Source organism: Streptomyces sp. 2-1 (assembly GCF_048564895.1).
GTDB lineage: Bacteria > Actinomycetota > Actinomycetes > Streptomycetales > Streptomycetaceae > Streptomyces > Streptomyces phaeochromogenes.
In genome coordinates, this window is record NZ_CP183383.1 from 10000295 (window position 1) to 10019527 (window position 19233).

General features: G+C 70.2%; 21 protein-coding genes and 1 pseudogene. 10 read left to right on the forward strand and 12 right to left on the reverse strand.

What is annotated here, in order from left to right:
* Window positions 1-9: 9 nt before the first annotated feature.
* The 3 genes from ACN20J_RS43695 (at window position 10) to ACN20J_RS43705 (ending at window position 1864) form a co-directional block, all read left to right on the forward strand.
* A complete protein-coding gene (locus ACN20J_RS43695) occupies window positions 10-753 on the forward strand; it encodes a hypothetical protein (protein WP_419669059.1) in 744 nt (247 codons plus the stop codon).
* Window positions 754-755: 2 nt separating this feature from the next.
* Window positions 756-1127 carry a peptidase inhibitor family I36 protein gene (locus ACN20J_RS43700; protein WP_189844258.1) on the forward strand — a complete coding sequence of 124 codons (372 nt, stop codon included), beginning with the start codon at window positions 756-758 and terminating at the stop codon, window positions 1125-1127.
* A gap of 266 nt (window positions 1128-1393) precedes the next feature.
* Entirely contained in the window at window positions 1394-1864 is a 471-nt protein-coding gene (locus tag ACN20J_RS43705; RefSeq protein ID WP_189844192.1) for a hypothetical protein, read from the forward strand.
* Between the two features lie 117 nt (window positions 1865-1981).
* Here ACN20J_RS43705 and ACN20J_RS43710 read toward each other — a convergent pair whose 3' ends face one another.
* The 3 genes from ACN20J_RS43710 to ACN20J_RS43720 form a co-directional block, all read right to left on the reverse strand.
* Window positions 1982-3253 carry a ricin-type beta-trefoil lectin domain protein gene (locus tag ACN20J_RS43710; RefSeq protein ID WP_189844191.1) on the reverse strand — a complete coding sequence of 424 codons (1272 nt, stop codon included), beginning with the start codon at window positions 3251-3253 and terminating at the stop codon, window positions 1982-1984.
* A 241-nt stretch (window positions 3254-3494) separates the two neighbouring features.
* Entirely contained in the window at window positions 3495-4139 is a 645-nt protein-coding gene (locus tag ACN20J_RS43715) for a VanZ family protein (protein ID WP_361914364.1), read from the reverse strand.
* 285 nt (window positions 4140-4424) lie between these two features.
* Entirely contained in the window at window positions 4425-5075 is a 651-nt protein-coding gene (locus ACN20J_RS43720; RefSeq protein ID WP_189844189.1) for a DUF4230 domain-containing protein, read from the reverse strand.
* Between the two features lie 295 nt (window positions 5076-5370).
* Here ACN20J_RS43720 and ACN20J_RS43725 point away from each other — a divergent pair, with 295 nt between their 5' ends.
* On the forward strand, window positions 5371-5994 hold the full coding sequence (locus ACN20J_RS43725; RefSeq protein WP_189844188.1) for a hypothetical protein: 624 nt from the start codon (window positions 5371-5373) through the stop codon (window positions 5992-5994).
* Between the two features lie 97 nt (window positions 5995-6091).
* Here the strand turns inward: ACN20J_RS43725 and ACN20J_RS43730 are convergent, their stop codons facing one another.
* Both ACN20J_RS43730 and ACN20J_RS43735 read right to left on the reverse strand, forming a co-directional pair.
* The gene (locus ACN20J_RS43730; RefSeq protein WP_189844187.1) at window positions 6092-6628 is read right to left on the reverse strand and encodes a hypothetical protein; all 537 of its coding nucleotides are present in this window, start codon (window positions 6626-6628) and stop codon (window positions 6092-6094) included.
* 160 nt (window positions 6629-6788) lie between these two features.
* A pseudogene (locus ACN20J_RS43735) lies at window positions 6789-7145 on the reverse strand (MerR family transcriptional regulator); the annotation flags it as partial.
* 84 nt (window positions 7146-7229) lie between these two features.
* On the opposite strand from ACN20J_RS43735, the gene ACN20J_RS43740 reads away from it, so the two are divergent.
* Window positions 7230-7913, forward strand: a complete 684-nt coding sequence (locus ACN20J_RS43740; RefSeq protein WP_189844186.1) for an SDR family NAD(P)-dependent oxidoreductase — start codon at window positions 7230-7232, stop codon at window positions 7911-7913.
* Here ACN20J_RS43740 and ACN20J_RS43745 read toward each other — a convergent pair.
* Together ACN20J_RS43745 and ACN20J_RS43750 are read right to left on the reverse strand one after the other, a co-directional pair.
* The gene (locus ACN20J_RS43745) at window positions 7908-8288 is read right to left on the reverse strand and encodes an anti-sigma factor antagonist (RefSeq protein ID WP_361914352.1); all 381 of its coding nucleotides are present in this window, start codon (window positions 8286-8288) and stop codon (window positions 7908-7910) included. The two genes, ACN20J_RS43740 and ACN20J_RS43745, sit on opposite strands and share 6 nt — an antisense overlap.
* 187 nt (window positions 8289-8475) lie before the next feature.
* Window positions 8476-8904 carry a MarR family winged helix-turn-helix transcriptional regulator gene (locus tag ACN20J_RS43750; RefSeq protein WP_189844184.1) on the reverse strand — a complete coding sequence of 143 codons (429 nt, stop codon included), beginning with the start codon at window positions 8902-8904 and terminating at the stop codon, window positions 8476-8478.
* 105 nt (window positions 8905-9009) lie between these two features.
* On the opposite strand from ACN20J_RS43750, the gene ACN20J_RS43755 reads away from it, so the two are divergent.
* On the forward strand, window positions 9010-10467 hold the full coding sequence (locus tag ACN20J_RS43755) for an aldehyde dehydrogenase family protein (protein ID WP_190232025.1): 1458 nt from the start codon (window positions 9010-9012) through the stop codon (window positions 10465-10467).
* A gap of 47 nt (window positions 10468-10514) precedes the next feature.
* Window positions 10515-11624 (forward strand): NAD(P)-dependent alcohol dehydrogenase, encoded by a 1110-nt coding sequence (locus ACN20J_RS43760; protein WP_419668160.1) that lies wholly within the window; start codon window positions 10515-10517, stop codon window positions 11622-11624.
* A gap of 106 nt (window positions 11625-11730) precedes the next feature.
* Here the strand turns inward: ACN20J_RS43760 and ACN20J_RS43765 are convergent, their stop codons facing one another.
* Entirely contained in the window at window positions 11731-12681 is a 951-nt protein-coding gene (locus ACN20J_RS43765) for an NADP-dependent oxidoreductase (RefSeq protein ID WP_419668161.1), read from the reverse strand.
* A gap of 70 nt (window positions 12682-12751) precedes the next feature.
* On the opposite strand from ACN20J_RS43765, the gene ACN20J_RS43770 reads away from it, so the two are divergent.
* The gene (locus ACN20J_RS43770) at window positions 12752-13768 is read left to right on the forward strand and encodes a GlxA family transcriptional regulator (protein WP_419668162.1); all 1017 of its coding nucleotides are present in this window, start codon (window positions 12752-12754) and stop codon (window positions 13766-13768) included.
* An 82-nt stretch (window positions 13769-13850) separates the two neighbouring features.
* A complete protein-coding gene (locus ACN20J_RS43775; protein WP_259334043.1) occupies window positions 13851-14729 on the forward strand; it encodes a hypothetical protein in 879 nt (292 codons plus the stop codon).
* Window positions 14730-14748: 19 nt separating this feature from the next.
* Here the strand turns inward: ACN20J_RS43775 and ACN20J_RS43780 are convergent, their stop codons facing one another.
* On the reverse strand, window positions 14749-15324 hold the full coding sequence (locus ACN20J_RS43780; RefSeq protein ID WP_419668163.1) for a TetR/AcrR family transcriptional regulator: 576 nt from the start codon (window positions 15322-15324) through the stop codon (window positions 14749-14751).
* The gene (locus ACN20J_RS43785) at window positions 15321-15683 is read right to left on the reverse strand and encodes a DUF1304 domain-containing protein (RefSeq protein WP_055611707.1); all 363 of its coding nucleotides are present in this window, start codon (window positions 15681-15683) and stop codon (window positions 15321-15323) included. Before ACN20J_RS43785 ends, ACN20J_RS43780 begins: the two co-directional genes overlap by 4 nt.
* A gap of 145 nt (window positions 15684-15828) precedes the next feature.
* Between ACN20J_RS43785 and ACN20J_RS43790 the strand changes: the two genes are divergently transcribed.
* Entirely contained in the window at window positions 15829-16311 is a 483-nt protein-coding gene (locus tag ACN20J_RS43790) for a GNAT family N-acetyltransferase (protein ID WP_361914335.1), read from the forward strand.
* Between the two features lie 81 nt (window positions 16312-16392).
* Here ACN20J_RS43790 and ACN20J_RS43795 read toward each other — a convergent pair whose 3' ends face one another.
* Window positions 16393-17646 (reverse strand): PucR family transcriptional regulator, encoded by a 1254-nt coding sequence (locus ACN20J_RS43795; protein WP_246575636.1) that lies wholly within the window; start codon window positions 17644-17646, stop codon window positions 16393-16395.
* Between the two features lie 102 nt (window positions 17647-17748).
* Window positions 17749-19221 (reverse strand): MFS transporter, encoded by a 1473-nt coding sequence (locus ACN20J_RS43800; protein WP_419668164.1) that lies wholly within the window; start codon window positions 19219-19221, stop codon window positions 17749-17751.
* Window positions 19222-19233 lie beyond the last annotated feature (12 nt).

A 19233-nucleotide genomic window follows, 5' to 3' on the forward strand; every position in this document is an offset into this window, starting at 1 on the left:
GTGCGACTGATGCGTGCGCTCGGCACCGCCGTCACCGTCGTACTGGCGCTGCTGGCGTTGATGTCACTGGGCGGGTGCGCCATGCCGACAGGCGCGGGACCGGACGCGCCCGCGCTGCCCAGGACCGAGCGGGAGCGTGACGACCTCATCAAGGCCGCTCAGCAGGTCCTCGTCGAACGGTGCCTGGCCGGGCGGGGGCTCTCCTCGAAAGGAGCCGTCGGCGAACGGCGGGAGGGCGGCACGGACGACGCCGCGGACCGGCGGCTGCAGGGCGTCCTCTTCGGCCGCGGCCGTACGGAACTGTCCGTCACCCTCGCCACCGGATACACCGTCAAGGCGCACACCGACGGCTGCCTCGCCGCCGCGCAGCGCGAGCTGTACGGGGACGAGCGGCGCTGGTTCCGCGCCCAGGTCGTCGTGAACAACCTCCGCGCGGAGGCCGCGCTGCGCATGAAGGACGACCCCGACTACCGCGCGGCGCAAGGCCGTTGGGCCCACTGCGCCACACCGGACCAGGGGCCTGGACCCGAGCGCCCCGACCCCGCCGTCGCCGCGCGCTGCGCACAGAAGAGCGGCCTCGACAAGGTGCGCGCCCGGCTGGAGCCGGCCCTGCTGGACCAGGTCCGCGCCGAGCGGCGCGACCAGTTGACCACCTACCGGCAGCTGCGCACCCGCGCACTGCACCGCGCGGCGGATCTGTACGCCGAGCGGACCGTTCCGGAGAACCGAGAGAAAGGCAGTTCCCCTTCGTGATCATCAAGCGCTTCGCCGTCTCCGCCGCCGCGGCCGTCCTCGCCCTGAGCGGCGGTCTGGCCCTGGCCTCGCCCGCCGGCGCCGCCAGCTGTCCGAGCGGTGAGTTCTGCGTCTGGGAGAACGCGAACTTCGCCGGTCAGCGAGCCAACTGGTCGGGCGACGACGGCTGGTGGGAGAGCTGGATCGCCGACACCGACTCCTCCTGGGCCAACCACGGCATCTCAGGACCCGGCATCAAGGACCACGTCCGGGTGTACGAGAACTCCGGGCAGGGCGGCGACATGACGATCTGCCTCTCACCCGGACAGGAGGTCGGTTACAACGGCGTGGCCAACGACCGCGGCGACTCGCACACCTGGGCCATGAACTGCTGACAGCCGCCCGCCGCGCGCCTTGCGGGTGACCTCAGGAGGGGAGCGGCACGCCCGAGAGATCGGGCGTGCCGCGTGAGGAACGTGGCGTACGGCGCACGTGGCGTACGGCCAACGGGTTGCGTGATGGGGCGCGTGACGAATGTGCGGTAAATGTCCGGGAACGGAAACAGCGACGGAGGAGAGCACAACGCCTGCCGGGGGCGGCGGGTCTGCTCCTGTGACCAGCCCAACTCATGGGCACAGCAAGGAAAAACGGGGTACCTCACATGTTCCGCACCGTCACGACCGTCACGCGCCCGACCAAGCGCGTCGCCCTCGCCCTCGGTTGCGCGGCCGTCCTCGGTCTCGGACTCGCTTCCACCGCACCGGCCTCCGCCGCACCCGCCGTGGACCCGAACGACCGCTACACCGCCGAGGAGATCCACACCTTCCTCGGGGACTTCTACGGCGACCACGGGCCCGGCGACTTCGCCCGGAAGTACGGCATCTCCGAGCACCTGAAGGAGAAGGTCGCGCAGAGCGAGGGCGTCGACATCCTGCTCTGCGCGCAGAACGAGCCGCGGTCCATCGACATCGGCCCGGTGAGCACGGCACAGTCCGCGGGCGTCGGCTACGCCACGGTGACCACGCACTGGGGCGAGCAGGGCCAGGACACGGCCACCTTCACGGCGTACGTCGGCCTGGACGCCACGCGGCCGATCCAGCTGCAGGACACCGACTGCGAGGCGACCGACTGACAAGCAGGTGCGGGCGTGCGGCCGACTCCCCGCGTCAGTCGGCCGTACGCCCGCACCCGCTGGTAGTGCTCCGGCACCTGCGGGATTGCTCCCGCGCCGGTCGGTCGCGCCGTCCGGTCAGCCGACGGTCCACTTCTGGTTGGCTCCGCCCGAGCACGTCCAGATCTGGAGCCGTGTGCCGTTGGCGGAGTTGTTGCCCGTCACATCCAGGCACTTGTTGGCCTGTGGATTCACGATGTCGCCTGCCGCGCTGACCACCCAGCGTTGATTGGCCCCGCCCCCGCAGTCCCAGAGCTGAACGGTCGAACCGTCCGCCGTGCCGTTGCCCGTGATGTCCAGGCACTTGCCCAGCGCCCGGATCGAGCCGTCGGAGGCCACGGTCCACTGCTGGGCGGCGCTGCTGTTGCAGTCGTAGAGCTGAACGGGCGTGCCGTTGGCGGAACTTGCCCCCGCCACGTCGACGCACTTGCCCGCGAGCCCCCTGATGGGCGCACCGCCACCGGAGCCGTCGCTCGTCGTCACCTTCACCTCGTCCACGACGAGCTGCTGCGGGAACGAGGTCGAGCCGTCCGGGTCGCCCGGCCAGTAGCCGCCCACGGCGAGGTTGAGGATCAGGAAGAACGGCTTGTTGAACACCCACTGCCTGCCGCCCAGATCGGCGGGGGTGCGCCGCTGGTAGACATTGCCGTCCACGGACCAGGTGACCGCGTCGGGGCTCCAGTCGATGGCGAAGGTGTGGAAGGCGTCCGCGAAGGCCTGGCCGCCGGGCAGCGAGTAGGCGGCGCCGATGCCGCCCGAGCCGGAGTAGCCGGGGCCGTGCAGGGTGCCGTGGACCGTCGAGGGCTCGAAGCCGACGTTCTCCATGATGTCGATCTCGCCCGAGTTGGGCCAGCCGACCTGCCCGATGTCGTTGCCGAGCATCCAGAAGGCGGGCCACATGCCCTGCCCGCGCGGGACCTTCAGCCGGGCCTCGACCCGGCCGTACGTCGTCGTGAACTTGCCCGCTGTGTTGAGGCGGGCCGAGGTGTACTCACAACGCCCGTACCAGCACTGGTAGTTGTTCGGGTTCTCGCGGCGGGCCTCGATGACCAGGTGGCCCTGGCCGTCGAGCTTCGCGTTGTTGTTGCCGGCTGTGTAGTACTGCCGCTCGTGGTTGTTGACGTTGTCGCCGGTCTCGATCTGCCATTTCGAGGAGTTGACGGCCGAACCGGCGGCGCCGTCGAAGGTGTCCGAGAACGTCACGGCCGCGGCGGCCTTCGGCTCGGGGGCCGCCTGCCCTGTGGCGGCCTGCCCCGCATCCGCCTGTGCGGGCATGACCGCGGCGGACGCGAGGAGTACGGCGGACAGGGTGGCGAGGAGGCATCTGCGGAGCAGGCGTGGGGAGTCCACGACTCTCCCTTCCGTACGGCGATCCCTGTGGGGGATGGGTGCCGACTGAGGTGGGGGGTGCGTGCTTCGACTCTTGATTTAAGAGGTGAGGTAAGGGGGCGTCAAGACTTTGGTACGTACCATTCCTTCACAACTTGACGTTCACCCTTACGACTTCACGCCCTCAGGCCCCCGTGCCCCCTCGCACCGGCCTGCGTGCGTTCACGCCTTCAAGCCTGCGAGTCCTCAAGCCTCCAGGCGCTCACGCCTCCGAGTTCTTGAGGCGGCGCTTGCGCGGATGCACCGCACGGTTCAGTCGACGGCCCAGGAGCAGGTAACCGACGAGCGCCCCGCTGGTGTTGAGGATGACGTCGTCGACGTCGAAGGCGCGCCCGGTGATCACCGCCCCCTGCACCAGCTCGACCAGCATCATCACGGCCGCTGTAAGGAGGAGCACTCGCAGGATCCCGCGCGCCTTGGGGACCAGGACGGGCAGCAGCACCCCGAAGGGGATGCCGAGGACGAGGTTGCCGCCGATCTGCTTGAAGGCGTCACGCAGTTCGGGCTGGTCCAGATAGGCGCGTAGGGAACGGCCGGGATGCAGGTTGCTGTGCGTCAGGGCCTCGGAGGCCGGCGAGGGCTGCAACGTGATCTGGGCCAGCGCGGCGGCGAAGGCCACCATCGCCGCGAAGGCGATGAGCATGACCAGGAACCGTACGACAAAGGGAAGTGGCCGTCGTTCGCCCGGAGCGGTCGCCGGGCGGGGGTCGGACTTGGAGCCGGGAGAGCGCGACTTCTTGGTGCGAGGGCTGGTCTTCTTCGTGCCGGAACCGGTCTTCTTGGTGCCGGAATGAGATGTGGAGCGAAGGCGTAGTGCGATGCGCGGGCGTGACACTGCGCGGGCCATGCAACCCTCCAGTTTTCAACTGTCGTCCGATGACAGGCGAGTACCCCCGAAGGGGTCGAAGATGCCGACGACATGTGTGCCGGGCCTGAGCCGCCGATCGCCCCGGCTCTGCTTTGCGCTGCCGGGGCGATCGGTGTGCTCGGGCTGGAGGGGCGACGGTGGCGTCGACGGGTGTGTGCGGACCGAGGCCCCGGGCCGGGGTCACGGACCGCGGCCCATGAACCGGGCCGGATACGTCACGGGCCGAGGCCCATGACCTGGGCCTGAGGAGTCACGGGCGGAGTCTCATGACCCGTACGTCACCTTCACCTCCTTGAAGCCCAGGGAGCCCAGCAGCCCCTTGAGCATGCCGGTGGTGTTCTCCTCGGCGCGGGCGGTCAGCTCGGTCTTCTTCGCGGCGTCACCGATGTGCCGGGCGGCGAGCCGCTGGACGGCCCGCTCGTCGTTCGGGTTGTCCGAGAAGACGTCGCCGAGCCGGTCGAGGAGACCGCGCTGCTTGGAGACGGCGTAGGACTGGTCGGGGTCGAGTGCGGGCTTGCCCAGGGCGGCGTGGGGGAGATTGAGCGTGGCCGAGGTGCGGTCCTTGTTGACCTTCACATCCTCGTCGCGGATCTTTCCGAGGTCGACGTAGGCGTCCACGGTGCCGGCGCCCACGTACAGGGTGCGGGTGCCGCGGACCGCGTCCGGCAGGTACTTGGTGTCCTTCTCAAGATCCACCACCACCTGGAAGTTGCCCGAGGCGGCGTCGTAACGGCTCATGTCCTGAATGGACTTGAGGAGCGTGGGTCCGGTCCGGTCGTGGGTTTCCTCGCGGAAAACGTCACGCAGCCCGGGCAGCAGGCTCAGCTGCAGCCCGGCACCGAGTATCACCAGAACCAGCACGACCGCGCTCAGGATCTTGGCCCATCCGGGCATGCGCTTCAGGGACGTCGTCATGTGGCCGTCCTCCTTCCTCCTTCCTAGTGCCCCCCAAATGACCGGCCAGACAGGCGTGTTGACCGAATGGTTGACCGCGTGAGGACCTCGGTGACTTCCTGGTGCGAGGGCTGTTGCCCGGGACGCACCACGAGCAACGGACGGTCGCGCAAGGTGTCTTCCGCCAATCCTGTTGTTTCCCGCCTCATCGGGACCTGAATGGCACGCTCCAGCTGATGTGGGACGGCAGGCCGGGGCGGGGCAGGCGACGGGCTGGGGGCTTCTCGGCGCGTTGGCCCTGGTAGAACAGTGACCGATGGGTACCCGGGAGCGCGAACGCAAGGTGTACCGGCCGCTGTGGCGGGCCGGTCTTGAGGTGATCCCGAACGCCGTGCCGGACGGCACGATGCCGTTCGTCCTCGGGTACGGCGCCGAGGACGTGACGGGCGGTTTCTCCCACCGGTACGACACCCCGCGGCTCGTCGAGCGACTCAACGCGGACTGGTACGACCTCGCCGTCTCCTCGGGCCTTCTCGACCACCGGCGCGAGTTCCTCGTCCAGCTTCCGCAGGGCACCCGGACGCACCGGGCCGCCCTGCGGAACATGCACGAGGGCAGCCACACCGCGCCGGCGGTCTGGACCCGGGTCCGGCTCCTGGAGCGCTGGGACATCATGGGCCGGGGCGCTGCATCGGCGTTCCTCGGCGTGCACGCGGGCCACGCGGGCTTCGCCATGATGGCCCTCGACACCAGCGTGTACGTCCATGCCTCGACGGGCGAGACCGGCGTCGACGTGCTCGCCGTGCGCCACCCGGACCGCTCGGAGAACATCCTGCGGTACCTGGAGTGGATCACGCTTCACGACAGTCCCTACGTCGACCGCGAGTTCAAGGAGCGGATCGCCGTCTGGCTCGCGGGCCGCCGAAGGAGCGCTGCCTGAACTCGACGAGCCGCGCGCGTTCGGCTGGATCACTGAGACGGCACGGCCCGCTGATCAGAGGTGGACCATGACGTGGTCGACGATGTCCTCCACGTACTCACCAGAGCCCGCTGGGCTCCCTTCCGGCAGCCCGGAGCAGGATGGCCCGCGTGGAACCCATCCCGTACTTGTCGGCCTCGCTGGAGAGTTCGGCCACGTCCAGGAGGAGCGGCCGGATGTCGAGGCCGGCGTCGCGGGCCTGCCCGCACAGATCGTTCAGGGCGACCATCATGTCCCGGGTGTCCTGGCCCTGATCCCCGACCGACATCTCCACCAGTCGCTGCCGGAAGCCTCGGGGCGTGGGCTCGAAGGGCAGCGCCGTCGCCCAGGCGAAATAGTGACACCGTTCCAGGAGCGCACGCAGGGCGGCCCGTACGTCCTCGTCGCCCTCCTCGTAGAGGGAGAGCACATCCCGCAGTGCCGCCTCGGCCTCCGGTCGGATCCCCGCCTCGTCCAGCGGACGCGGGCCCTCCCGCAGCTTCCGCATCCAGTCGGGGTCGGTGACATCCACCGGCCTCCTCGCGATGGGCTCGATGCACGCGTCGATCACCGCGACCCATTCATCGAGTTCCGCCAGTTCCGCTGGTTCCCCCATCGCGTCCTTCCCCCTCCGACCGACCATCGGCGGCATGCCGCAACCCGCCCTCCGCGGCGCGAGGATGGGGCCGTAGGAGCATAGGGCCGCCCCGTCCTTGCCCGGGCACGCGACCGGCCCGGCTCTTCGTGGGGGCAGCCCCGGGTGACGGATCCTCCCCGTCCCGCGGTGCCGTGTCGAGAACGGCGTCAAGTAGGTGCCGGGAGCTCTCGAGTTGGCTGATCGCCTCGGTGATGCGGGTGCGTTCGCGCCGCAACTCCCCTATGAAGGTGGGGCAGTCGGACGGCACCCTCAGTTCGTCCTTGTCGCGCACACAGTGCACGAGCCTGGCGATGACCGCGGTGGAGAGCCCGGCGGCGAGCATGGCCCGGATGTGGTGCACCGTCGCGACGTCCGCCTCGACGTACTGACGGTAGCCGTTGCCCAACCGGACCGGCCGGAGCAGGCCTTGCTCCTCGTAGTAGCGCAACAGCCTTCTGCTCACCCCGGTTTCATGGGCGAGGTCGCCGATTCGCATCCCGGCCTTCCCCTTGACCTTCACATGGATGTGACGCCTTAGCGTCCCTCAGTATCGCTGATCGTGAAGCAGGGGAGCCGGAGCATGTCAGGTGCAGTGATCATTGGTGCGGGACCGGGGATCGGGCAGGCGGTCGCCCGTCGGTTCGCCAGGGAGGGAATGCCGATCACGCTGATCGCCAGGAGCGGGCAGACGCTGCGCGCCGTGGCGGGCGAGGTCGCTCGCAACGCCGCTTCTCATGGCGTTCCGATCGTCACGCTGCAGGCCGACAGCACCGACCGGGCCGAGTTGGACGCGGCCCTCGACCGGGCCGTCGGCGAGCACGGCGTGCCGGAGGTCGCCGTGTACAACGCCGCGCTCGTCCGCGCGGACGAGCTGGGTGAGTTCTCGGTACGCGAACACATGGAGGCGTGGGCGGTCAATGTGGTCGGCGCGCTCAATGCCGCGGCACGACTCGCGCCGGCGATGGCGGCGCGCGGCCGTGGAACCTTCCTCGTCACGGGAGGCATGCCCGAGCCCAAGCCGCAGTACGTGAGTCTCTCCTTGGGCAAGGCGGGCGTCCGGACCCTGGTCGCGCTGCTCGATCAGCAGTACGGCCCTTCCGGGGTGCACGTGGCGAGCGTCACCGTGGACGGCCCGGTCGCTCCCGGCACCGACTTCGACCCCGACGACATCGCCGAGCACTACTGGCAGCTGCACACGCAGCCGCGCCACCTGTGGGACCGCGAGACGCTGCACGCCGGCCGCTCTTCAGGAGCCCGGTCATAAGGACTCCGAGGCCGCCTCGGGCTGCCCGAGGACCTCGTCCATGCTCGCCAGCGGAGGCAGCACGTCGTCGAGCCCGGTCACGTGCAGGATGCGCAGGGTCAGCGGATGGGTGCAGACCAGGTGCAGCCGCCCGCCCTGGGCGAGGACCCGGCGCCGGGCCCGGTACAGCAGGCGCAGGCCCGAGCAGTCGAAGAACTCGATGTGCCGCAGGTCGAGCACGACCCGCGCGGCCGGGTGTCCCGTGGCCGCGTCCAGGGCCGGGACGATGTCCAGCGCCGCGATGATGTCGATCTCTCCGTGGAACTCCAGCACGGTGTGCCCGCGGTCCTGGTGGACACGCAGATGAGGAGTGAACGGCGCGGACTCGCTGCGCACGACGACATCACCTCCAACAGGGTCACCGGGGGCCAGGGTGACGTCGTTCAGTGAGCGCGGACGCAGCCGTGAGCGGCTGACGGCCGCCAAACCGTTCCCCACTCAGCAAGTTACCCTCGATGGGGTGAATTTCAGCATGTTCGATTGACATATGTCTTCGATTTAAAGGACGTGTCGCCCGTCAGTTTCAGGACAGCGACTGCCACGCCTTCGACAGCGCCTGCCGGAACTGCACCGTCTGGTGCGCCGTGAGATCCCGGACCATGCGCTCCTCCAGCTCCCGCACGGGCTCGGCATGCCGAGCGAGCACATCGCGGCCAGACTCGGTGAGGAGAATCAGCAGCTCGCGGCGGTTGCGGGGATTGCGCTCGCGCCGTACGAGACCGCGGGTCTCCAGGGACCGGATCACATCGGCCACGGACTGCGCGGTGACGAACGAGTCGCGTGCGAGCTGCGCCGCGGACAGGCCGTCGTGCCGCTCCAGGACGGTGAGCGAGGTGTACTGCAGTGCGGTGATCCCCGTGGGCTTCAGCAACTCGTCGAGGCGGGACCGTACGACGAGTTCCACCTGCTTGACCATGTACAGGAGCGATGGGGGTGCCTTGGTGACGACCATGCGTTCAGCCTAGGGCATTGACAGGAAACCTGTCTGTAAAGAGACTGCGAACCAACAGGAATCCTGTTGGTTGAAATCTTGGCGATCGAGGCTGAGGAGTGGGCAATGACGACCACCTTCGAGAGCGGGCCCGGGCAGCTGTTCATCGGTGGACAGTGGCGCGAGGCGGCCGACGGAGCGCGTACGGACGTGTTCGATCCGTCCACCGGCCAGGTGGTCACGACGGTCGCGGAGGCCTCCGCCACCGACGTCGACACGGCTGTACGCGCCGCGCGGAAGGCGTTCGACAGCGGCCCGTGGGCCACGATGAGCGGCCGTGAGCGCGGCCGGGTGCTGCACCGCGTCGCCGAACTGATCCGGGAGAACGCGGACGAGATCGCGGCCCTGGAGAGTCTGGACGTCGGCAAGCCGATCACCCTGTGCCACGCGGTCGACGTGACGAACGCGGCCAACGACTACGAGTACTACGCCTCCCTCGCCTGGACCCTGGACGGCGCGACCCGGGACACCCCGCTCAACGGCCTCGCCTACACCAAGCCCGGCCCGATCGGTGTCGTCGCCGCGATCACGCCCTTCAACTTCCCGCTGATCCTCGCCGGATCGAAGATCGCCCCGGCACTCGCGGCGGGCAACACGGTCGTGCACAAGCCCGCCGAGGAGACCCCGCTCAGCGCCCTCTACATGGCCGGTCTGCTCCAGAGGGCGGGCGTCCCGGACGGTGTCTACAACGTCGTCACCGGCACGGGACCGATCGCGGGCGAGGCGCTCCTGCGCAACCCCGGCGTCGACAAGATCGCCTTCACCGGGTCCACCGCGGTCGGACGGCACGCGGCGAGCGTCGCCGGCGAGGGCCTGAAGTCGGTCACCATGGAGCTCGGCGGCAACGCGGCGCACATCGTCTTCGAGGACGCCGACGTCGAGAAGGCCATCGGCGCGGTCATCAAGGGCTTCGTCTTCAACACCGGCCAGTTCTGCATGGGCGGCCCGCGCCTGCTCGTCGCACGCCCCCTCTACAACACCGTGGTCGGCATCCTCGCCGACGCCGTCCCCGGCGTACCGGTCGGCGACCCCCGGGAGCCCGGGACCGTCGTCGGGCCGATGGCGGGGGAGCGGCACCTGAAGAAGGTCGAGGAGTACGTCGAACTGGCCCGCAAGGAGGGCGGTCGCATCGTCTGCGGCGGCGAGCGCCTCGACCTGAACGGCGGCTTCTACTACAAGCCCACCGTCATCGCGGGCCTGTCGAACGACTCCCGGGTGGTCCAGGAGGAGATCTTCGGCCCGGTCCTGACCGTGCAGCCCTTCGACTCCGAGGACGAGGCCGTCGAACTGGCCAACTCCACGCCGTACGGCTTGGCTTCGGGCCTGCAGACCACCGACCTCGCCCGTGCGCACCGCGTCGCAGACCGGCTCCAGGCGGGCATCGTGTGGGTCAACGACTGGGCGATGCTCGACCCCGCGGTGCCCTTCGGAGGGGTCAAGGCCTCCGGCTTCGGCCGCGAGTACGGGCCCGAGGCGCTCGCCTCCTACACCAAGGTCAAGTCCGTCGTCATCTCGTTCGACTGAGCGCCCCCGCGCAGCCAGCCCCACCCTCACCCAAGGGAGTTCGCAGCATGTCCACCACCACTCGCGCAGCCGTGGTCGAGTCCGGGGGAGCGCCCTTCACCCTCGCCGACGTGGAGCTCGACGAGCCCCGCGCCCATGAGGTCCTGGTACGGATCGTGGCCGCGGGCCTGTGTCACACCGACCTCGGGGTCGCGAGCGGCGGCCTGCCGTTCCCGCTGCCCGGCGTGCTGGGCCACGAGGGCGCCGGGATCGTCGAGGCCGTCGGCCCGGACGTCGTGGGCGTCGAGCCCGGCGACCATGTCGTGCTGTCCTTCACCTCCTGCGGCTCCTGCCGCAACTGCCGCGACGGCCACCCGGCGTACTGCGCCGCCTGGCTGCCGCTGAACCTCCTCGGCGGACGCCGCGCCGACGGCTCCGCCACCATCAGCCGTGACGGGACCCCGCTCGGCGGTCACTTCTTCGGCCAGTCCTCCTTCGCCGAGCGGGCGTTGGTGGACGAGCGCAGCCTCGTCAAGGTCGACAGGGACATCCCGCTGGAGTCCCTCGCACCGCTGGGCTGCGGCGTACAGACCGGCGTGGGCGCGGTCTGGAACGTCCTTGAGCCCCGTACGGGCGACACGATCGTGGTCCTGGGCGCCGGTGCGGTCGGTCTGTCGGCGGTGATGGCCGCGGCTCTGACGCCCGCGACCACCGTGATCGCCATCGACAAGGTCGTCGAACGGCTGGAACTGGCAAGGGAGTTGGGCGCCACCCACACCGTGAACGCCAACGAGGCGGACATCGTCGAGGCGGTCCAGCTGATCACGAGCGGGGCCGGGGCCGACGGGGTCGTCGAGACCACCGGCAACGTCATCGTCCTGCGCAAGGGGGTGGAAGCGCTCGCCGCGCGCGGTACGGCGGTGATCGTCGGCGCCCCGCCCTTCGGTTCCGAGGTCGCCCTGGACGTCAACGGAATGCTCGGCGGCAAGCGACTCGTGGGCCTCACCCTCGGCGACCAGGAGACCCAGACCGCGATCCCGGCCCTGGTCAAACTGGTCCGCGAGGGCCGCCTGCCACTGGAACGGCTGATCAGCACCTACGCCTTCGAGGACATCGGCCAGGCGGTCCAGGACATGGCAGCGGGCAAGACGATCAAGCCGGTACTGACGTTCGCCTGATATCCGGGCTTCACACAGGGCGCCCTTTCAGGGGCGCGGGGAACTGCGGGCCGGCCACAACCGGCCCGCAGCTCAGCACCACCTGTGGTACGCGCTCTACAAGGTGCTACCGAACCTGAAGAACAAGCTTCCCCACGGTCCGCCCGGTGTCCCCGAGCGCATGCGCCTTCGAGGCCTCGGCCAACGGAAACACCTCGGCGACCTCGGCACGCAGCCGCCCCGCAGCCACCAGCTCGGCAATCGCCCGCATCCCAGCCTGATCGGCCTCCACGAGCAGCTCGATCGCCCGCACCCCGAGCCCCTTCGCCTCCTCGGCGAGCGCCGGCGACCCGGACGGCAGGATCGACACCAGCAGCCCGCCCGGCCGCAGCGTCCTGAGGGACCGCGACCGATACTCGCCCCCGACCGTGTCCAGCACGACGTCGACGTCCCGCACGACCTCGGCGAAGTCGGTCTCCCGGTAGTCGACCGTCTCATCGACGCCCAGGCTCCGCAGGAACTCGTGCTTGCCCGCGCTGGCCGTACCGATCACATGGGCCCCACGCTCCTTGGCGATCTGTACGGCGAGATGCCCCACTCCGCCGGCCGCCGCGTGGATCAGCACCCGCTGCCCGGGCCGGACGTCCGCCGTGTCGACCAGCGCCTGCCAGGCGGTCAGTGCGGCCAGCGGAATCGCGCCCGCCTGCGTGTGGTCGACCTCGGCCGGCTTGTGCGCGAAGGCCCGCGCGGGACCGGTGACGTACTCGGCGTGCGCCCCTACGCCGTAGGGGTACGGCAGCATGCCGAAGACCTCGTCGCCCGGCTTGTGGAGGGTGACGCCGAGGCCGATCGCCTCGACCACGCCGGACACGTCCCAGCCGAGGACGAACGGCGGCTGCCCGAGGAAGTTGCCGTTCGCCCGGTGCTTCCAGTCGGTCGGGTTGAGACCCGCCGCGTGCACCCGGATCAGCACCTCGCTCGGCCCGGGCCTCGGGATCTCCAGCTCCACTTCCTTGAGGACCTCGGGACCGCCGAGGACGTCCTGACTGATCGCGCGCATCGTGTTCTCAGTGCTCATGCGCTCCAGCCTGCCGGGCCGCGGCAGCCGAGAAAATGGCATGATTGCCATTGTTCGATAGGATCGTGCCATGCTGCAGACGCAATGCGGGGAGCGCCCCGACCCCACCGAGACCTCACGGCGCGGGGAGTACGACGGATGCGTGGAGCGGGTCGTCGTCCTGGCCCTGGACGGGGTCTACCCCTTCGAACTCGGCATCCCGAACCGGGTCTTCGGCTCGGCCGAGGGCCGGTACGAGATCCTGACCTGCACGGTCGACGGGCAGCCGGTGCGCAGCAGCTCGGACTTCTCGATCACCGTCGAACACGGCCCCGAAGTGCTGCGTACGGCCGACACCGTCGTCATCCCGCCGTTCGCGCTGTCGCAGCTCAGCGATGATCTCCCCGAGGCGGTGACCGGCGCGCTGAGGGCCATCCGGCCGGACGCCAGGATCGTGTCCATCTGCACGGGTGCCTTCGTCCTGGCGGCGGCGGGGATGCTCGCCGGACGCCGGGCGACCACGCACTGGCAGCTGGCCCCGCTGTTCCGGAAGATGTTCCCGGACGTGGACCTGGACGCCGATGTGCTGTTCGTCGACGAGGACTCCCTCCTCACCTCGGCGGGAGCCGCGTCCGGTGTGGACGTCTGCCTGCACCTCGTGCGCAAGGACCACGGCAGCGAGCTGGCCAACCGTGTGGCCCGGTCCTGTGTGGTGCCGCCTTGGCGGGACGGCGGCCAGGCCCAGTACATCGAGCAGCCCGTGCCCGAGCCCTCGAACGCGGGCACCGCGGCCACCCGGCAGTGGGCCCTGGAACGCCTCGGCGAACCGCTGACCCTGGGCGATCTCGCCGCGCACGCCCGGATGAGCCTGCGTACGTTCGCCCGCCGGTTCAACGACGAGGTCGGGATGAGCCCCGGCCGCTGGCTCATCCAGCAACGCGTCGTCCGCGCACGGCAGTTGCTCGAAGCCAGCGATCTTCCGGTGGACCAGATCGCGGGCGAGGTCGGCTTCGCGACCGGCACCTCGCTCCGGCAGCATCTGCACGCGGCGATCGGCGTCTCGCCACAGGCCTACCGGCGTACGTTCCACGCGGCCCGGCAGAGCTGAAGGGCGACGAATTCCGCCTGAACGTCCTGAGGGGCTCGTGCGTCGGAGGAGGGATACGGCGAAACGGCAGGCAGGGGGCGCTATGCGGGGGATCAAGGCGGGCGGACTGGCGGTGGCGGGCATCGCGACGGTCGCGACACTCGTGACGGTGGTGGTGGAGAGCGAGAAGGGGCACACCGACGGAGGGCTCCTCGACGGCGGACCCGCGTCGGCCACCCCGTACAGCGGACCGCTGCGCGTGCCGCACAAGGAGTACGACGAGGACAGCCAGCGGGCGACCGAGGCGGAGTCGGGTGCGGCGGGGCTTGCCCTGGAGTGCGAGGGGGACATCCACTCGGGCGGGTTCGGGGGCAACTGGAGCAAGGGCGACGGCGGTTCGACCCCGGCGGAAGGGCTTCAGGCGTACTTCGACATCGAGCAGCCGAACGTCCCGAAGTCCGGCTACCGCGTGGAGCGCGACGACGGGGACCGCGTGCTGTTCTCGTACGACGTCGGGGGCCTGACCAAGGTGGCCGTCATCGTCGCCAAGGACCAGCCGAACCGGCCCGGTTGGGGGCCGGAGACGACGGCCTCGTGCGACCCGGCGGAGTTCCCCACGAGCTTCACCGACGACCAGGGCTACGAGGTCTGGACCGACGCGCGCGGCCATCGGCTTCCGGTCACCACCATCAGCAGTTCCCAGGGCTCGGAGCACTGCGACTGGCAGTCGGCCCACTTCCTCGAACTCGGGCAGGGCGCGAAGCGCGTGCTGTACGCCCGTGATCCCGAGGGCGTGCTGTCCGGGATGCTCACCGCTCCGTACGACGGCGACGTCACCCTGCCCGACGGCGCCCGCGACACCGGATACCGCCACGGCGAGCGGGAGTTGTGGCTGACGGCCGACAAGAAGAAGGCGTACGTCCGCACGCCGGACGGGTTGGAGGCGTGGCCGGCGGTGAAGAAGGGGATGGGCTGCGACTGACCTCCCGACCGGTGGCGTCCTACCGGCTCGCGTGCAGGGCCACGAGCAGGCGCCACACCTTGTGGGCGATCTCCTCAGGAGTGGCCTCGACGAGCCCGTGCAGCCAGTCGGCGAGAACGCCCGCGAAGGTCGCGGCGACGGCGGAGGCGATGAGAGGGGCCTCCGGCGCCCCGACGAGTTCACGCTCGGCGAGGCTGCGGGCCCGCAGGTCCTGGTGGAGTACGCGGCCGAGCGGTCCGCCGCCGCCCGGGCTCAACAGGGCGCGGTAGAGCGGGGCATGAGGGGACAGGCCCGCGAAGAACGTGAGCAGGGCGTCCGGCGCCGACCTGGGGTCGGGCCTGCCTCGCCAGGCGTGCAGGGCGTCCACGGCGTCCCGTACGACATCGGCGCAGGCGTCGACGGCCAGCGCCTCCAGGTCGGCGTAGTGCAGATAGAACGTGGCCCGGCCGACCCCGGCCGCGCGCACCAGCGCGGCGACACTGACCTCCGCGAGCGGCCGTCGGGCGCACTCGTCGAGGAGGGCCCGGCGCAGCTTGGCCCGGGTGCGCTCGGCCCTGGGGTCGGCCGTGGAGTCGGCCCTGGGTTCGGAGGTCACCGGGCGACGAGGACGGCGGCCAGGGCGAGCGCGCCGGGCAGGGCCTGCGCGAACAGGATGCGGCGGTTCGCTGTGACCGTGCCGTACACACCCGCGACGATCACGCACACCAGGAAGAAGACCTGTACGCGGAAGCCCGTCGGGTCGTCGGCGATGAGTCCCCAGACGAGGCCGGCCGCGAGGAAACCGTTGTAGAGCCCCTGGTTGGCGGCGAGCGCGGCGGTGGCCCGCGCCATCTCGGGGTCGAACCCGTGCAGCCCGCGCCCCGGCTTCTTCTCCCACAGGAACATCTCCAGAACCAGGATGTACGCGTGGAGGGCGGCGACGAGGCCGACCAGCACGTTCGCGAGTGTCTGCATGGGGAGGTGGGCTCCTTCAAGGGGGAACTTCCTGGGATTTCCTGGACAGGTGTCCACTATACATGGACACCTGTCCAGGAAATCCCACGTGCCGATTAGCGCTGTCCGGTGGCACTGTCAGACCCGGCGGCTACCGTCCTGTGCCATGAGTGACCACGATGATCAGGCAGTCGTCCGCAGGGCCCGTCCCGAGGACATCCCGGCGCTCGTCGCCTCCAGCGCTGCCCTGTTCGCCGAGGACGCGGGCACCAGGGACGCGACCGTCGACATCAACTGGCCTCTCGCGCAAGGTGCGGAGAGATTCGCCCAGGGCATCGACGATCCGGCCCGGCTGTCGCTCGTCGCCGAGCACGACGGGGGAGTCATAGGACACCTCGTGGGCACGGTCGCGGACGGCTCGGCCATGCGCCCGGTGAAGCTCGCCACCCTGCACAGCCTGTACGTCCGCCCGGCCCACCGCGGCACCCGGACGGGAGCGCGGCTCGTGGCGGCCTTCCTCGACTGGGCGCGGGAACAGGGCGCCCAGCTCGCGGAGGTGACGGCGTACGCGGCCAACGCGGACGCGATCCGCTTCTACGAGCGCAACGGCTTCGGACCGCACACGCTGACCCTCGGCCGGCCACTGTGACGGTCACTTGCGACAAGTCCCTGCGACGGTCACCTTCGGCCGGTCGCTGTGACGGTCACTCTCGGCCGGTCGCTGGGACGCTCACCGCGCTCGGGCGGCCCTCCGGAGTTTGAGCGCCCGCAGTGCCAGCTGCATCTCGAACTGGGTGGTGGGGTCGTGGAGCCGGTCGCCGAACAACTCGTCGAGCTGGCGCATGCGGTAACGGACCGTCTGCGGATGGACGGCGAGACGGGCGGCCACCTCGCTCGCGTTGTGGCCGCACTCCAGCCAGCTGAGGAGTGTCTCCGCGAGGCGCTCGCGCTGGGGCAGCCGGATGGTGTCCAGCGGGCGCAGATGCCGGTCGGCCATCGCCTCCACCAGCGCCTCGTCGCGGAACAGCATCAGCGTGGCCAGATGGTCCCGGCAGCGCACCATCTCCGTGTCCGGCAGTACGCCCCGCCGGGCCAGATCGAGCGCCTCGGCCGCCCACCGCAGCGACCGCGACCCCTCCTGGAGCGCCACGCTCGGCCCCATGACGGCCCGTAGGCCCTGCAGTGCACCGGCGACGGCGCGCGCCCTGCCCGGGCCCTCCGGATCGGGCACCACCAGCACGGCCGGGCGCACGTCGAACCGCGCCAGGAACTCCGGTGGCACGATGGGCGGTTGGGACGCACCGGTCTGCGCCCCGTGATCGATGACGACCACGGCCAGCGAGCGGGGCACGGGCCACTGCGCGGTGTGCGCGAGATCCGTGATGGCCGCGACCGACGCGGGCGGGTCCACGATCAGCAGATCGATCAACCGCGTACGGCGCTGCTGCAGTTCGCCGGCCGCGTGCAGCCGCGCCTCCGTGTACCCGGCCGTCGTCGCTGCCGCCATCTCGTCCAGGTGCAGGAACAACGCCTCACCGAACGCGGCCAGCACATGGCGAGGCAGCAGATCGGCGTCGACCAGCGCGTTGATCCGACGCCATGTCACCCGCGCACCGAGCCGCAGCGCCGACTGGAACGCGTCGAGACTGCGTCCCTCGTCCGCCTCGCCCCGGCCGATGCGCTGATACGTCGCGGTCACCGGCTCCCAGTCGGTGTCCGGCTTCGCCATCCGCTCCAGGAACCCCTGCAGTGCGTGCTCAACACCCTGATGCACGACCTGCATGTACGTGTCGTCCGTCGGCCGCGCGTACTCCGGGATCTCGGTTCTGATCGCCCGTACGACCTCTTCGGTGATGTCGTCGAAGAAGGGTCTGAGATGGTCGTGCAGACCCGAAGGGAACGCCTTGAACGGGCCCTGGGCGTCCTCGGCCCTCGCTGTGGCGTTCGTGGCCTCGATCTTCTCCAGCATGCGGAATCCGGTCACGCAGCGGCTCCTTCTGCGCACGGGAAGTGGGGCACGGTGACGATACCCGCAAGAATTCTGCCCAGCTTCATCGGAGACTGACAGACATGCACCGGGGGCTTGTCACTTCATGACAAGGGGAACCCTGGTGCTGGCCTTGGCCTCGGTCTTGGTCCTGGTCCTGGTTGTGATTCTGCTCCGCGTCACCACCCGCCGATGACGCCCGCGACGGCGCAGCGTCACCAGCGTCACGAACGCACCCGCGAGTACGCAGCACGCCGCGAGCCGGAGACCGAGGTCGTAGCCCTCCAGGAACGCGCCGCGCGGATCGGCGCCGGAACGCAGCTTGGCGCTTTCACGCCGGGTGAGGACCACGCCCACCAGGACCACCCCGAACACACCGGAGACCTCGCGCGCCGCGCTCACCAGACCGGTCGCCATCCCCATCCCGGTCTCCGGAACCCGGTCGAGACTGCGCACGGTCAGGGGAGTGGTGAACGCGGAACCCCAGCCGATCAGCAGCAGCCCCGGCTGCAGATCCCAGAAGCCGGCCCGCGCACCCGCCCCCGAGACGGACAGCAGACCGACCGCCACCATGCAGAGGCCACCCGCGATCGAGACATGCGCGCCCAACGCGCGGGCCGCCCGTTCGGCCACCGGCGTCCCCAGCAGCAGCGCCCCCGCCAGCGGCAGAAACGCGAGCCCCGCCCCGGTCGGCGAGAAGCCGAGCACCCGCTGGAGATAGAGCGCCGTGAAGAAGAACACCCCGTTGACGCCGATGCCCCACAGCACCTGCGCGACGATCCCGCCGGTGAGGAACCGGTCGCGCAGGAGCCCCAGTTCGACGAGTGGCCGCGCGGTCCGGGCCTCCACGACGACGAACACACAGGCGGTGACGGCCGAAACACCCAGACACAGCGGTACGGGCGCGGTGCCGAACCCGTGCTCCTGGCCGCGCACCAGACCGTAGGTGAGCAGATAGAGCGCGAGCACGGACAGCAGCACACCGGGCAGATCGAGACCACCGCGCCGAGGTGCGGTCCTGCCGGGCACGGCCGGCATCAGCAGCAGCGCGATCAGTCCGAACGGGACGTTGAGCGCGAACACCCAGCCCCACCCCCACCGTTGGGTGACGAAGCCGCCCACCACGGGTCCCAGCGCCAACGCCACGGCCAGCGCCGCCGTCCACAGACCCACGGCCGTCGCGCGCAGCCGCGCGGGCAGGTCGACGGCGATGACGGCGAGCGAGGCCGGGATGACCAGCGCAGCCCCGACCCCCTGCACGGTACGGGCCGCGATCAGCGTGCCCCCGCTGTCCGCGAGGGCTGCCGCCGCCGACGCCGCCGTGAAGACCAGGATCCCGGCGGCCAGCACGGGTCTGCGCCCCAGCAGATCGGTCAGCCGCCCGCCGGGCAGCAGCAGCGCGCCGAAACTGAGCACATAGCTGGCGGCCACCCATTCCAAGTCGGGCACCGTCAGGCCCAGTTCGCGCTGCACGGTCGGCAGGGCCACATTGATGACCGTGTTGTCGAGCGTCGTGATGAACCCGGTCAGTGTGAGCAGGGAGAACAGCGCGAACAGCCGTGCACGTCCCACAAGACGCTCCTT